This window comes from Neobacillus rhizosphaerae, assembly GCF_050477885.1.
GTDB classification, from domain to species: Bacteria; Bacillota; Bacilli; order Bacillales; family Cytobacillaceae; genus Neobacillus; species Neobacillus rhizosphaerae_A.
This window is the reverse complement of sequence record NZ_JBCNAC010000106.1, coordinates 1-14,701: the sequence shown is the minus strand read 5'-3', so window position 1 is coordinate 14,701 and position 14,701 is coordinate 1. Positions and strand designations below refer to the sequence as shown.

At 40.1% G+C, this 14,701-nt stretch carries 12 protein-coding genes; all 12 read right to left on the bottom strand.

Annotated features, from left to right (window positions below; genetic code table 11):
• Positions 1–181 precede the first annotated feature (181 nt).
• Positions 182–610: a DUF4395 domain-containing protein gene (locus ABES03_RS14630; RefSeq protein WP_430118056.1), complete on the bottom strand. Its 429-nt coding sequence runs from the start codon at positions 608–610 to the stop codon at positions 182–184.
• Positions 611–1,144: 534 nt separating this feature from the next.
• Positions 1,145–2,308, bottom strand: coding sequence for a DUF4317 domain-containing protein (locus ABES03_RS14625; protein ID WP_430118055.1), 1,164 nt, complete (start codon positions 2,306–2,308; stop codon positions 1,145–1,147).
• 86 nt (positions 2,309–2,394) lie between these two features.
• On the bottom strand, positions 2,395–3,162 hold the full coding sequence (gene aroD, locus ABES03_RS14620; RefSeq protein ID WP_430118054.1) for a type I 3-dehydroquinate dehydratase: 768 nt from the start codon (positions 3,160–3,162) through the stop codon (positions 2,395–2,397).
• 5 nt (positions 3,163–3,167) lie between these two features.
• The gene (locus ABES03_RS14615; protein WP_430118053.1) at positions 3,168–3,704 is read right to left on the bottom strand and encodes a shikimate kinase; all 537 of its coding nucleotides are present in this window, start codon (positions 3,702–3,704) and stop codon (positions 3,168–3,170) included.
• Between the two features lie 131 nt (positions 3,705–3,835).
• Entirely contained in the window at positions 3,836–4,735 is a 900-nt protein-coding gene (locus ABES03_RS14610) for an ABC transporter permease (RefSeq protein WP_430118052.1), read from the bottom strand.
• 14 nt (positions 4,736–4,749) lie between these two features.
• Entirely contained in the window at positions 4,750–5,757 is a 1,008-nt protein-coding gene (locus ABES03_RS14605) for an ABC transporter permease (protein ID WP_430118051.1), read from the bottom strand.
• An 83-nt stretch (positions 5,758–5,840) separates the two neighbouring features.
• Entirely contained in the window at positions 5,841–7,448 is a 1,608-nt protein-coding gene (locus ABES03_RS14600) for an ABC transporter substrate-binding protein (RefSeq protein WP_430118050.1), read from the bottom strand.
• 51 nt (positions 7,449–7,499) lie between these two features.
• Positions 7,500–8,468: an ABC transporter ATP-binding protein gene (locus tag ABES03_RS14595; RefSeq protein WP_430118049.1), complete on the bottom strand. Its 969-nt coding sequence runs from the start codon at positions 8,466–8,468 to the stop codon at positions 7,500–7,502.
• The gene (locus ABES03_RS14590; RefSeq protein ID WP_430118048.1) at positions 8,449–9,459 is read right to left on the bottom strand and encodes an ABC transporter ATP-binding protein; all 1,011 of its coding nucleotides are present in this window, start codon (positions 9,457–9,459) and stop codon (positions 8,449–8,451) included. The genes ABES03_RS14595 and ABES03_RS14590 overlap by 20 nt, the downstream gene beginning before the upstream one ends.
• 210 nt (positions 9,460–9,669) lie before the next feature.
• Positions 9,670–11,199 (bottom strand): glycine betaine uptake BCCT transporter, encoded by a 1,530-nt coding sequence (locus tag ABES03_RS14585; RefSeq protein ID WP_430118047.1) that lies wholly within the window; start codon positions 11,197–11,199, stop codon positions 9,670–9,672.
• A 97-nt stretch (positions 11,200–11,296) separates the two neighbouring features.
• Positions 11,297–12,910, bottom strand: a complete 1,614-nt coding sequence (locus ABES03_RS14580) for an acyl-CoA dehydrogenase family protein (RefSeq protein WP_430118046.1) — start codon at positions 12,908–12,910, stop codon at positions 11,297–11,299.
• 155 nt (positions 12,911–13,065) lie between these two features.
• A complete protein-coding gene (locus ABES03_RS14575; protein WP_430118045.1) occupies positions 13,066–13,830 on the bottom strand; it encodes a MerR family transcriptional regulator in 765 nt (254 codons plus the stop codon).
• Positions 13,831–14,701 lie beyond the last annotated feature (871 nt).

The window sequence follows — 14,701 nt, the reverse complement described above, 5'->3', positions numbered from 1 at the left end:
GGCACTTTTTCTCTTAGCTCCGGCATTAGAAACTTCTTCTATTTACCGGGCGGGCTTCTTTCCATTGAATCGGGACATAAAATACCACACTATCAAGGACTGTGGCTGTGACAAATTTTTCTTACCTTATAAAAAAGCCCTTGCCTAGTAGCAAGAGCTTCAATTTTAAAAAAATAACTCTTTATTGTTGAAGAGTTCGTCTATATTTATATTGATTCCATTGGAAGTGGATAAAACAGCCAACACAAAAACCGAGAATGGCAACAAATGCTGCTAGTGCAACCATTATGGTGAAAATATATCCAACAACATTCAACCCTAGTAAAAAGCTGATAAACCCAATACCTAGACAAATGACGGCAATGGTTTGATTAAATTGCTGTTGTGCCCAATCTTCCGGAATATAGGCCTTTGGATCCTTTTTTAAAAATAGTTTTCCCAGCTGCATAATCGGATTAAAACCTAAAAAAAGCCCAGTTAATCCCGAAAGTAACGGAATTAATAAAAACCACTCCAAACCAGAGAACCATGTTAACAGAACACTTATAACAATCACCCCTTGATTTGTCTTTACAAGAGGACGAGGAATTGAACGAATAGCTTTTGACATTTAAAAACCAACCTTTCTTATTGGAATTATATGCTTATTGTTATTTTAACTCGATTAATCCTCTTTGTATAGTAAATAAATCATTAATCACCGTCCAAATAATAAAGTGCCATGAATCTCCCCAACCTTCGTATGAAAAAGCGTAGTTCCGAAAAACTAGAGAGAGGTTTCATGTGTTTTTTGTTTTTAGAACAAGATTTAGAAGAAAATTCTATACAATGAGGAAGTAATTCTACAAAATTGGGGAGGAATTCTACAAAATTTTAATTAATTCTACAAAATCGAGGTCGGATTCTACAAAAGTTGGAAAATAACTCCCAATTCCACTTCGAAAGGGCCGATTCCCTGAGTTTTTCTACAAAATCGAGAGGGAATTCTACAAAATTTCAATTAATTCTACAAAATAAAGGAGTAATTCTACAAATATTGGGAATTAATTGCCAACTCGAGAAAATCACAAAAAAAAAGCAGGAATCATCCTGCTTTAAACAACCATCTGGTCCCCAGATCCTTCAATTCAAAGTCTAAAACACATTAGTATGTTTCTGATTCTTCAAGTCGAAAACCTTCCACGACCACGTCTTCATCTATTTCCAACAATAAACATCGTTTACCTTGGAACGTAATGTATTTTACATATTTCAGGTCTTTCGGGTTAATCGAAACATTGGCCACCTTGGTCTCGATTTTGATGGTTTTCGGAACTAAGTTGCTGGCCTTAAATTCGTGTTTTTCATCATCTACGATTGCCTTAAGGGCATGTTCCACTTTTGCCGTCTCTACATTTTCAACGCCGCTTACCGTTAAAATGCGTTCGATATCCCGAGAATCCAACGTAGGGATTTCACTTTCTTCTTTCTCTTGATTCTCCTGAACCAGTTTATCAATTTCCTCATATACATTGGAAATCACGCGAGAATCCACTTCGTCTCCGATCACTTCTTTTAAGATAAAATCGAAACAGTCCTTATCTTCCTGGGCAGTTATTATCTCTTCACAATTAAGCACTTCTTCCATAAATCTAACATCCGGTTGATTTGCTTTCCCTGCACAGTAGAGAATATGGTTTACATCTGCTGCATTATCGTTTAAGGCAGGGAAAAGGAAGCCGGATAAGGGAGAATCTAAATTAATAATGGGATCAAAGACGTTGTAGGATTTAAATTCCTTCTCAATATAATCAAACATCAGGGCTTTTTTCGGCACATCCGTTTTATTGAGACTGCATAGAATAAACCCGTTGGAATAGACCTGGTCATCTCCGCCTTCTTCAGATTCCGTGTTACGCTTTCTGGTCGGTTTTCTATATTCTCCTCGGATAAATGTCACCACGGTATCAAATTCATAAACCGTGTTGGCAAACATTTTCACGACAATTTCCAACATGTATTCTTTCCAGTCTTCCGTTGTATCTTGTTGTAATCCTTCGTAAAGGAACATTTGGGTGCTGTCTTCCACATCCCTCATGAATTTCAGCTCGAACAGTTTAGCATCCAGTTGACCCGTTAACACTTTTTTAAAGTTGGCTAAAAACAATTCCTGTGTTTCCTGTTCTAACATTTGAAACGGCTGACTGACTTGATGATAAATTTCTCCTGATTCCTTTTGGACATACACATTAAAGATTTCTCGAATTTGCAGGTTGTGATTGTCTAGTTTAAATTGTTTGCGGATATTAGCGATATCTTTTTTATTCATTTGTCTCAACTCCTATTCATGATTATACTGGCTTTTTCATAAATAAAGAAAGGACAACATCCTTCATCGCTAATATTGCTTCATTTTTATAAATTTGCATGTAACATTTTTAAAACGCCTCGTAATTCCTTGACGGGTACCTGTCCAGGAGCAGAAGCCTTTTTCGCTGCTCCAAACGTAAGGGCAGAACCAAATAATTCACCTGTCAATCGACTGATGACCCCTTTGCCTGCCATTGACATCGTTATAAATGGTCGATCAGCGAATTGTTCATTCATTGTATTAGTTGCCTCTAAGAGAGTAAGCACATCGGTTGAACTGGTTGGCATGACAGCAATTTTAGGGATATCTCCCCCTAATTTCTGCGCTTTACGCAAACGGGAAATAATTTCTTCTTTTGGAGGGGTTTGATGAAAGTCATGATTCGAGATGATTACATAGACTCCTTGTCCATGTGCTGCATCAATGAATGATTTGACAGCTTCCTCTTCATTGAACAATTCCATATCTATCAAGTCTACTAATCCTGTTTCTGCCACGGACTGGTTTAACTCAAAATAATAGGCTGTACTGATTTCCTTTTCGCCACCCTCTTTTGCACTTCTAAACGTGAAAATCAGGGGGATCTCTGATAAAACCACACGAATTTCCCTTAATGCCTCTTTCACTGCATCAATTTGTTCGACCTGGTCAAAAAAATCAACACGCCATTCCACCACGTCCGCTTCGAGCGTTTTGACATGCTCGGCTTCCTCCAATAACTGTGACAATGAACTTCCCATCATTGACACGCATATTTTGGGCTGGCCTTCTCCAATCGTAATCCCTTTAACGGTAATTGTTTTTCGTGTCATCTTCTTCACCTTTTCTTTACGCCGAAGTTCGTTACTAGTGTATCAATTATTTCGTCTGCAATTTCATTTGGAGTTTTGTTATCTGTTTCTATTTTCAAATGATGTTGTGAATAGATTGCTTGTCTTGTATAAAATAAATCTTCCATTGCTGCTTTTGATTTACCTTGTAACACAGGCCGGCTCTCAATAATCAATTCCAATCTATTTTTCCAGTTTTCCAATGATAAATTGAGGTATATGACAATGCATGAATTTAAGCATACTTGTCTGATTTCTTCCTGTAAAAAAGCACCACCGCCAACAGAAATGATCTTCTGCTCTTGTTCAGCTAGATTCGAAATCAAACTTTTCTCTCTTTGTCTAAAAGCCTTTTCACCTATTTGATTAAAAATTTGTGAGACTGGCATTTGATATTCCTTTTCAATTTCTTCATCTATATCGATAAATGGGCGATTAAGTTTTTTGGAGACAAGCTTTCCAACTGTTGTCTTTCCAACCCCCATAAACCCAATAAATACAATACTTTTGTCATTGTTTTTCACCCTTCGCTCCCCCTATGGACAACCCCGCATGTTTTACATCATTATAATGCTTAATTGAAAATTTAGAAACTAACTTTAGTGCCTGACCCCAAAAGAAAAAGACCCCAATGGAGTCTTGTAATGGAGCAGTATTAATTCTTCATCTTCGGATCAAGGATATCCCTTAAGCCGTCACCCATTAGGTTAAAGCCAAGAACCGTCAACATAATGGCGATACCCGGAAAGAATAAGGTCCATGGGGCCTGTGTGATGTAATTTTTTGAATCCGCCAGCATTTTACCCCACTCAGGTGTTGGAGCCTGTGCCCCCATTCCAAGGAAGCCAAGAGCTGCAGCCTCAATAATGGCAGTAGCGATGGCAAGTGTCGCTTGGACAATAACAGGAGAAATACTATTCGGCAAAATATGACTTAAGAGAATCCGTATATCTCTCATTCCAACTGCTCTAGCCGCCATAATATACTCTTCTTGCTTTACACTTAGTACCTTTGAGCGAACTAATCGTCCAAAGTTTGGAATATTAATAACAGCAATCGCAATCAAGGCATTTTTCAACGAAGGCCCAAGGATAGCAACCACTGCGATAGCTAATAGAATACTAGGAAACGCGAGCATGATATCAAAAATTCTAGAGATAATTGCATCAACCCAGCGGCCATAATAGCCTGCTACAATTCCAAGCATGGTTCCAAATACAACAGATCCTAATACTGAGAAAAAACCTACCCATAAAGAAATTCTTGCACCATACAGTATTCGCGAAAAGATATCTCGTCCAAAATCATCTGTTCCAAACCAATGTTCACTGGAGGGTGCCAGCATTCGGTCAGACAACACCTGCTCCTTATAACTATATGGTGAAATGACAGGAGCCAAAATAGCTATAATAATAAAGAAGACAACAATTCCTAAACCAGCAACAGCTAATTTATTTTTTCCAAAAGACTGCAAGGCTTCCTTCCAGGGAGATGTCAGCTTTTCTTCAACAGCTTTCACAGATAGATCTGTTGCGCTTTTTGCAAGTTCTGCCACTACTCATCCCTCCTCTATTTCGTATATTTAATTCTTGGATCCACAAATACATACAAAAGATCCACAATTAAATTAATGAGTACAAAGATCGCTGCAATAATTAAAATCCCTGACTGGATAACAGGATAATCTCGATAAGCAATGGCATCGTATAAATACCTGCCTATTCCCGGCCACCCGAAAATGGTCTCCGTCAGAATAGCTCCTCCCAAAAGCAGCCCTGTTTGCAAGCCGATAATGGTAAGCACCGGAATAACAGCATTCTTTAAAGAGTGCTTATAAACCACCCAAAACATACTTACTCCCTTTGCTCTTGCTGTCCGGATGTAATCTGATTTCATTACCTCAAGCATCGTTGCACGCGTCATCCTTGCAATAATTGCCATCGGGATTGTTGCAAGGGCCGAAGCTGGCAAAATGATGTGCTTGATAACGACAACGAATTGATCAAATCTTCCTTGCATAATTGTATCAAGCAAATAAATATTCGTTATCGCTGTAACAGGGTCCCTGGCATCCTCCCTTCCTGTCGTTGGAAGCCACCCTAAATCAATAGCAAATGCCCATTGAAGCATTAAACCAAGCCAAAAAATTGGCATCGAAACCCCGATTAGAGCAAATACCATTGCACCATAATCAAACCATGATCTTGAAAACCAAGCACTGATAATTCCGGCATTTACACCAATGATAATGGCAATAAGCATAGCTACAATGGTTAATTCAAGTGTTGCTGCTAAATATGGCCAAACCTCTGCATTAATAGGCCCCCTTGTCCGGAGGGAAATTCCTAAATCCCCATGAAGGAGGGCATTAATATAATCTCCATATTGTATGTACCAAGGCCTGTTCAATCCTAATTGTTCTGTTAGCGTGGCAATCGCTTCTTTCGTTGCCCTTTGTCCAAGAATTACCTGTGCAGGATTACCAGGAATAGCATGGATAATCGCAAAAACAATGAGAGTCATTCCAAATAATACGGGAATTAATGAAAAAACACGACGGACCGTATAAGTAAACAACCTTCTCACCCCTTTTAAAAAGATACTGGATCTTACTTTTGAGTAATAAAAGGGGAGGTAAAACCCCCTCCCCTTTTTACCGCTTATTTTTTAAATTCGACTTTGTCGAGAGCTTCAGAACCTGTTGGGTGCGGTAAATAATTGATAACATCTTTACTTGCTGCAGACAGTGGTCTAGAGTGAACAAGCGGTACCCACGGAGCATCTTCATGGATGATTTCTTGAGCTTGTTTGTAAAGATCGTTACGCTTCGCCTGATCAGTTTCTTGCTGTGCTTTTATTAAAATGTCATGTAATTGGTCGTTACTATAGAATGAATAGTTATTTGCTCCAATGCTGTCCTTGTCTAACAATGTGTATAAGAAGTTATCTGGGTCGCCATTGTCACCTGTCCAGCCAAGCATATAAGAGTCAAATTCACCTTTTGCAGCTTTGTCTAAATAAGTAGCCCAGTCAACAGATTGGATTTTGGCTTTTACGCCAATCTTGCTAAAGCTTTCCTGAATAACCTCAGCAACCTTTTGTGCTTCAGGCATGTAAAGACGTGCAACCGGCATTGCCCATAGATCCATTTCAAATCCATCTGGGTATCCAGCTTCTTTTAATAATGCTTTTGCCTTTTCTAAGTCAAAGTCATATTCTTCTACTGCATCATTGTACCCTTCAATTGAAGGTGGCATTGGATTTTTAGCAGGCTCTGCTTGACCTCCGTAGAATGCATCAATAATTGCCTTCTTATCAATCGCATGGTTTAAAGCTTGACGAACAAGCTTGTTGTCAAATGGTTTACGAGTTAATGTAAAGCCTAAGTAGCCTACGTTCATCGAAGGACGTTCGATTAATTGAAGATTAGGGTTATCCGTTACCGTTTTGGAATCAGAATTGTTTAAGCCGTCCATCATATCCACTTCGCCATTTACTAAGGCATTTAGGCGGGCTGTGTTTTCTGGAATAACACGGAAAATAACTTTGTTTAACTTAGGTAATCCCTTTTGCCAGTAATCAGCATTCTTTTCAAGGGTAATTCGGTCATTTTGTTTCCACTCAACAAATTTGAATGGACCTGTTCCAACTGGATGGCTTCTGAAATCGTCGCCGTATTTCTTAAGAGCTGCTGGGCTGGCAATTCCGAATGGGGACATTGCCAAGTTCTTTAAGAATGGGGCTTGAGGTCTTTTCAACACAAATTGAACTGTATTGGCATCAACCGCTTTAACCTCTTTAATAACGTGACCTTCGTCCGCTTTGAATCCGCCAAACATGGTGTAGTAAGGGAATTTATCAGCGTCGCCATTCATCCAGCGATCAAAGTTATACACAACTGCATCGGCATTGAAATCAGTGCCGTCATGGAACTTTACTCCCTCTTGTAGCTTGAATGTATAGGTCAATGAATCTGCACTAACTTCCCAGCTTTTTGCAAGCTTCGGGTGGACCGTTGTATCCTGTTCACCATAATCTAACAGAGTATCAAAAATATTTTCTGTTACTTTAAAGGTATCCCCTTCAGTGGTTGTGATGGGATCAAGTGAAGTAGAATCTACACCACGGGCATAGATTAACGTATCTTTTCCTTTACTCGTTTCTTTGCCATCTTTTTCATTACTATTGCTTTTGCTGTTGCAGCCAACCAGGAACATGCTGACGGCTAATAAAGAAACTAACAGCAGCTTAAACGTTTTTTTCTTCATACGTGTTTTTACCCCCTATATGCTTTGTTTTTATATCATCAATGCAGCCAATCACTGGTTATATAAGTGACAGGCTACAAAATGACCATTGAGATTACTTTCCTGCGGTCTAGTAGTTTTACAAATATCCATGCATTCCTTGCATCTTGTATGGAAGGCACAACCAGAAGGAGGATTGGCTGGACTAGGAAGCTCCCCTTCAATTAAAATTGTTTTCTTCTTAACATCAGGATCTGGTATCGGTACGGCTGAAAGAAGTGCTTTTGTATAAGGATGCTTTGGATTCTCGTAAAGCTCCTCACTATCAGCTAACTCTATTAATCTTCCTAAATACATGACACCCACACGATCACTAATATGACGAACCACCCCAAGATCATGTGCGATAAATATGTAGGTAAGTTGAAATTCCTTTTGTATCTCTTTCATCAAGTTGAGAACTTGAGCCTGAATCGAAACATCAAGTGCAGATACAGGTTCGTCCGCAATAATTAACTTCGGTTTTGTCATTAATGCCTTGGCGATCCCAATACGCTGACGCTGACCGCCGCTAAATTGATGCGGATATCGTTTCGCATGGTAGCTGCTTAAGCCCACCACCTCGAGCATCTCTCTTACTTGCTTCTTCCGTTCCTCTTTTGTCCCTATTCCATGGACAATCAAAGGCTCCTCCAGAATCTGCTCGATAGAATGTCTTGGGTTTAATGATGCATAGGGATCCTGGAACACCATTTGAATATCTCTTCGTGTTTTTCTTAACTCAGCCTTTGACAAGCTAGTAATCTCTTTATCTTCAAAGACGACCTTCCCGTCACTTGCTTCGATTAAGCGCATGAGTAGTCGGCCAGTCGTTGATTTTCCGCAACCACTTTCCCCTACGATTCCTAAGGTCTCTCCTTTTTTCACATAAAAAGAAACATCATCAACCGCTTTGACTTCTCCTTGCTTCCTTCCCAACAGGCCGCCCGTAATTGGAAAGTATTTTTTCAGTCCGTTTACCTCAAGAAGTAACTCCGACATGTTTATCACTCCCCTTCAATGTATGTAGGAAACAGCGTACTTCATGTCCGTCTTTTTCCGTTTTATATAATTGTGGTGATTCTTCATAGCATTGTGAAAATACCTCAGAACATCTTGCAGCAAATCGGCATCCCTTGTGAACAGAACCTGGAGTAGGAACGGTTCCGGGAATACTGTATAGACGCTCTTTTTTCCCTCTTAAATCTGGAACAGATTTTAGCAAACCTATTGTGTAAGGATGCTGAGGATTCTTGAGTATCGTTCGTACATCACCTTGTTCGACGATTTGACCGGAGTACATAACAATGACTCGTTCACAGATTTCCGCTACCACCCCTAAATCATGAGTGATTAAAATGATGGAAGTATTCGTCTTTTGGTTTAAATCCTTCATTAGTGCGAGAATCTGAGCTTGAATAGTTACATCAAGAGCAGTTGTGGGCTCGTCCGCAATGAGCACCTTTGGATTACAGGCCATTGCCATGGCAATCATAACCCTTTGCCTCATTCCACCTGATAACTGATGAGGATATTCTTTAAGAATCCCTTCTGCCCGTGGGATTCCGACTAATTTTAATAGTTCGACACAACGCTGCTTAATTTGGACCTTTGTTAGGTCAGTATGTAATTTGATGGCTTCCATTAGTTGATTCCCTATCGTAAATAAGGGATTTAGTGATGTCATGGGTTCTTGGAAGATCATTGATATTTGATTTCCACGGATTTTCCGCCACTCTTTTTCCGAGATATTTTTCAGATCTCTTCCTTCAAAAATAATTTCTCCATTCTCGATCTTTCCAGGCGGTGAAGGAATTAGACCCATCGTAGCTAAGGACGTTACACTTTTCCCACTTCCAGATTCCCCTACGATTCCAAGGATTTCTCCATCCCTTAAATCAAAACTAATACCATCCACAGCTGGGACAAACTTCTTCCCTGATTGAAAAGATACCTTTAAATCCTTTATGCGAAGAATAGGATCTTTGTCCACATTTACACCTACTTTGACTATTTATTTCGTAAACCTAAATATTCTTCTGAAATATTAAAATTTATAAAATATTAAAATTATTATGACATATACTACTTTAGAGTTACCATCGAAATTTGTCAATTAAGTAAAAAAAAAATTAAAAAAGCGCCTGGCACCGCGTCGCGCTAACGTATTAACGCACCGGGGGTCAGGCACCAAAGTAAGTGTTTATTCTTCTCTAGGTTCCCGATATTGAACCCGTTGGATTTTTTCTGTTTTAATAGTTTTGATAAAGGATAGAATCATTAAAATCATTATAATAGTAAAAGGAAATGCTGCAATGATGGAGGCTGTTTGTAATGCACCTAATCCCCCTGCCCAAAGTAATACAGCTGCAGATGCCGACTGAATAATCCCCCAAACTAACTTCACTCCATTTGGCGGATTAAGATCTCCTCCAGTTGATTGCATTCCTAGGACAAAAGTGGCCGAATCCGCTGATGTTATGAAGAATGTTCCGATAAGAAAAATGGCGATAAAAGACATAACCTTTCCGAATGGAAAATGCATTAGAACTGAAAACAAAGCAATTTCCTGCCCCCTTTGATTGATAATGTCCATGATATTTTGATGTTGAAAGTACTCCAAGTAGACTGATGATCCCCCAAATACAGAAAACCATAAAGCACCAAACACAGTGGGAACCAGTAAGACACCAATGACAAATTCTCTAATGGTTCTCCCTTTTGAAACCCTAGCTATAAAGGTACCTACAAATGGAGCCCATGCAATCCACCACGCCCAGTAAAAAATGGTCCAATCCTGAACCCACGAATTTTGTTCAAAGGGGCTCAGCCTAAAGCTCATTGCTGTTAGATTCTGCAGATAACTTCCAATAGTGGTTGTAAATAAGTCCATAATAAAATTGGTTGGTCCCGAAAATAACAGAAACAGCATGAGAGCGATGGCCAAAATAATATTTGCATTACTTAAAAAGGCAATCCCTTTATCCAATCCGGTTGATGCAGATAACATATAGAGAACAGTAACGACCATGATAATGATAAGCTGGGTCGTAAAATTATTTTGTATTGCAGGAAGCATATAAGAAGCTCCTCCGCTAATTTGGGTAGCTCCAAATCCCAATGATGTGGCGACACCGAAAATGGTGGCAAATATGGCGATAAAATCGAATACTATCCCCAACGGACCTTCTACTCGATTCCCGAAGAGTGGTTTAAGGATTTTACTCACAACCCCTGCAGTATCCTTTCGAAAATTGAAATAGGCTAGAATTAATCCGATCACAGCATAAATGGCCCATGGATGTAATCCCCAATGAAAAAAGGAATATCTAATGGCCATTCTGGCCGATTCTGCAGTTTGTCCCTTTCCAACAGGAGGTTCATAATAATGTGATAATGGCTCTGCCACGCCCCAAAATACAAGCCCAATGCCCATTCCCGCGCTAAATAACATTGCAAACCATGTTAGGCTGTTAAATTCAGGTTGGTCTGTGTCTTTCCCAAGCTTTATGTTCCCATATTTCGTAAAGATTAGTGCTAGTGCAAAAACCAAAAAACCACTAGCGGAGAGGAGATAAAACCAGCCAAATTTTTCAATAATAGAACTTTGAATTATACTTGTTACATGCTGAAGGTTTCCATTTGGTAAATATCGCTCAGGAATAGTCCCCCAAATAATAAATAGTAGACAAATAATAACTGCTATCCAGAATACTGGCGTTACTTTCTTCATATTTGCACCCCTCAATTCAGACCTTCTGTTTAAGTATTCATTAAGGGCGGGATAAGTATACAAAAAGGATGGCTAATTAGCACCATCCCACGATACGTTAGTTTATTTCTGCGAGCGCGATTTTTTGGTACATTTTAAAGAACCCATCACAGAAATGGTCCCATTCTGTTGCTGCTTCTAAGGACGCTTCGCTTACTTCCCCTAGAACAGGTCTTTGCATTAAATCTTCTAATTGTTCGGTGAACTGCTTAATCGTTTCTGTAGACGCCCCATCCAATACACTTTTGACAAAATCAGCGGGAGAATACCATTCTGATACTCTTTGAAGATCACGATATACTTGTGTTAACAATAAATTACGAGGACCTTCCCATTGTTCATTGACCACTACATCTCGGAAAATGCGTGGTAGCGAGGAGAACTCCTCCATTACTCCATGCCCAGCGAAAACGGATATGGCCTCGCGTAATACTTCGGCTCCTTCATTAGTTACACACATTTTTTGCAATAAAATCAGTTCCCTTAGATTGAAGAGTTGTTTTTGGACTTCCAGCGGATGATTCGACTTTATTCCTGGGTTTAGTGGCTGCTCTAGCTTCAAGAACAAATCATATACTTTAAATGCCCCCGCTGTGGTACGCTCGGCAGCATTTTCAATCTGTTTTAATTTGCTCGCAGCCAGCGGATAATCCTTCACCTTTTTTCCAAAAACCGTCCTAAAATCACTGTATAGCTTTGCTTCTCTTGACGCACGAAGCATAAACCCAGCACATGCAATCCCAATTTCTAAACGGGACAGGGTAAGTACAATTCCTACCGCCACTGCCACGCCTTTACCTAAAGGACCGATTGGATAGGCAAGTGCCCCGTTGTATTGAATTTCACCTGTTGGTACTTCAGACGTGCCCATTTTCCATTTTATTCGATTAATTTGATAGCCATTTCTCTTTTCCTTTTCTTTGTCCCCCGGTAGCCAGGACGGGACAATGAAAGTTGAAACTTTATTCGTGCCAGTCACTTTTGCTGTCACAACAGAATAATCTGCATGGGCTACCGAACAGAAGAATTTATTCCCATAAAGAAGAAAATCCTTTCCATCCGGAACGGCCTCAAGAAGATTAGCAGGTAAGTCAGAACCACCTTGGATTTCCGACATAAACTGTGCCCCTATAGCAAACTCTCCATTTATTCCTTCTTTTGAATGCTGTAAAATATCTTGAAGTTCTGGATATTCTTCATTTGGAAATTGATCGAGAAGCGCAATGAGTCCATGTGTACATGTCATTGGACAGGTTACCCCCGCTTCACCTAATTGGTGAATTAACATTCTCTTCACAAAGCTCTCCCATGGTTCCATTTGACTCGAAAATAACCCTTCACCGAAAACACCTTGTTCAAGCTTGTGGACTTCCATCGGACGGACAACCCGGTCTATTCGATGGTTAAACGCATCATAGTGGAGCATATACGGACGTACTTCAGGTCTGGCAGCTCGTTCTGCTAGTCGATTCCATTCATTTGAGACTGTAGGTGAAAACTCCATAATCTTTTTATGGATTTGTTCATACCGAGTCGCAGTAAAATGTTTCATTGTTTTTTGTAAAAAAGGCTCATCACGATACCAATCCAGGTTGTCACGCTTTTCAACAAATGCATCAAATGTATAGGTATTTTCTCCTCTTTTCTCTGTGCCTTGGGAAGCGATGTTCATAGTTCATTCACTCCTTTTTTGTTAAATTATTCTAAAAATTCAATTTAATTATAAGCGTTTCCTCTCGCTAAGGACAATGACATTTTTACGAAATAATATTTCACTTAAAAATCCCCTGTACCGGCGGCAAGCCTAGTTACAGGGGATTAGTTAGCTTATTTTTTCAAACCTGTGTAAATGTGAATGGCATCTCTTAAAAATTCTGCCGTACCAGGCTGTTCTTTATCATAATAAGCGGTAAATCGTTCATCATCTACATACATTTGGGCGAGGCCGGCATGTGCCTCCTTGTTATATTCATTCCAATAATAACATAACCACTGCTTATGAAGGTCAGCTGCTTTTTGAGCAAGTTCACCTGCGGGATCTCCCGTTTTGAAGGCCTCTGCTAAGGTTTTTGTCACTTCTTCTGCTAACTTTGTAGCATGGTCATATTGTTCTTGCGTCATATTCTGCAGTTTCGCATTAGATTGTTCAACAGTGTCATTTCCGTACTTTGTACGAATTTCCTTTCCGTACTTTTTTTCGTTGTCTTCGATCATTTTTTTCTTAAAGCCTTCGAATTTTTCTTTATTTGGCATCTCTATTCTCCCTTCTTTTAATGCAATTGTTTTATCTACATTGGCAATCAAGCGATCTAATTGTTCTTTTCTCTCAAGGAGTTTTTTACGATGTTCTCTAAGTGCAGCAGCACCATCAAAATCAGGGGCAGTTATGATTTCTTTTATGCTATCTAAGCTGATATCTAGTTCTCGATAAAACATGATTTGTTGCAGGCGATCCACTTCTGCTTGCCCGTAAATTCGATAGCCTGATGAATTCATTCTTGCCGGCTTAAGAATTCCAATTTCATCATAGTACCGAAGGGTCCTGGTGCTGACCCCCGCCAATTGTGCCAGTTTTTGCACTGTATACTCCATTCGTTCACCTCCTATAAATAAACGATACACCTTTACGCTGCGTTAATGTCAATCACTAGTTTGCCTATTTTTTTTTAACTTTTTTTGGTTTTTGTTTTCATTGGTTCTACCCTAATCAGGTTCTCTCTAGGTTACCCGTTGCTCTTTTCCTGGAGCGTTTCGGTCACGTAGACTCCTTCTACGTTACCCGTTTCCCTTTTCACGAACCACTTCGGTCACGTAGACTCCTTCTACGTTACCCGCTACCCTTTTCACGAACCACTTCGGTAACGTATACTCCTTCTACGTTACCCACTACCCTTTTCACGAACCACTTCGGTCACGTAGACCGCTTCTACGTTACCCGCTACCCTTTTCACTTATCGTTTCGGTCACGTAGACCGCTTCTACGTTACCCGTTTCCCTTTTCACGAACCACTTCGGTAACGTATACTCCTTCTACGTTACCTGTTTCCCTTTTCACGAACCACTTCGGTCACGTAGACTCCTTCTACGTGACCCGCTATCCTTTTCACGTATCGTTTCGGTCACGTAGACCGCTTCTACGTTACCCGTTTCCCTTTTCACGAACCACTTCGGTCACGTATACTCCTTCTACGTTACCCGTTTCCCTTTTCAACACCCACTTCGGTCACGTAGACTCCTTCTACGTTACCCGATACCCTTTTCAACACCCACTTCGGTCACGTAGACTCCTTCTACGTTACCCGATCCCCTTTTCAACACCCACTTCGGTCACGTATACTCCTTCTACGTTACCCACTACCCTTTTCACGAACCACTTCGGTCACGTAGACCGCTTCTACGTTACCCGCTATCCTTTTCACGTATCGTTTCGGTCACGTAGACCGCTTCTACGTTACCCGTTTCC

Coding starts and splice junctions, on each gene's coding strand:
- ABES03_RS14630 (WP_430118056.1), bottom strand. CDS start 610: ATGTCAAAAGCTATTCGTTCAATTCCTCGTCCTCTTGTAAAGACAAAT.
- aroD (WP_430118054.1), bottom strand. CDS start 3,162: ATGACACGAAAAACAATTACCGTTAAAGGGATTACGATTGGAGAAGGC.
- ABES03_RS14600 (WP_430118050.1), bottom strand. CDS start 7,448: ATGAAGAAAAAAACGTTTAAGCTGCTGTTAGTTTCTTTATTAGCCGTC.
- ABES03_RS14595 (WP_430118049.1), bottom strand. CDS start 8,468: ATGTCGGAGTTACTTCTTGAGGTAAACGGACTGAAAAAATACTTTCCA.
- ABES03_RS14585 (WP_430118047.1), bottom strand. CDS start 11,199: ATGAAGAAAGTAACGCCAGTATTCTGGATAGCAGTTATTATTTGTCTA.
- ABES03_RS14580 (WP_430118046.1), bottom strand. CDS start 12,910: ATGAACATCGCTTCCCAAGGCACAGAGAAAAGAGGAGAAAATACCTAT.
- ABES03_RS14575 (WP_430118045.1), bottom strand. CDS start 13,830: ATGGAGTATACAGTGCAAAAACTGGCACAATTGGCGGGGGTCAGCACC.
- ABES03_RS14625 (WP_430118055.1), bottom strand. CDS start 2,308: ATGAATAAAAAAGATATCGCTAATATCCGCAAACAATTTAAACTAGAC.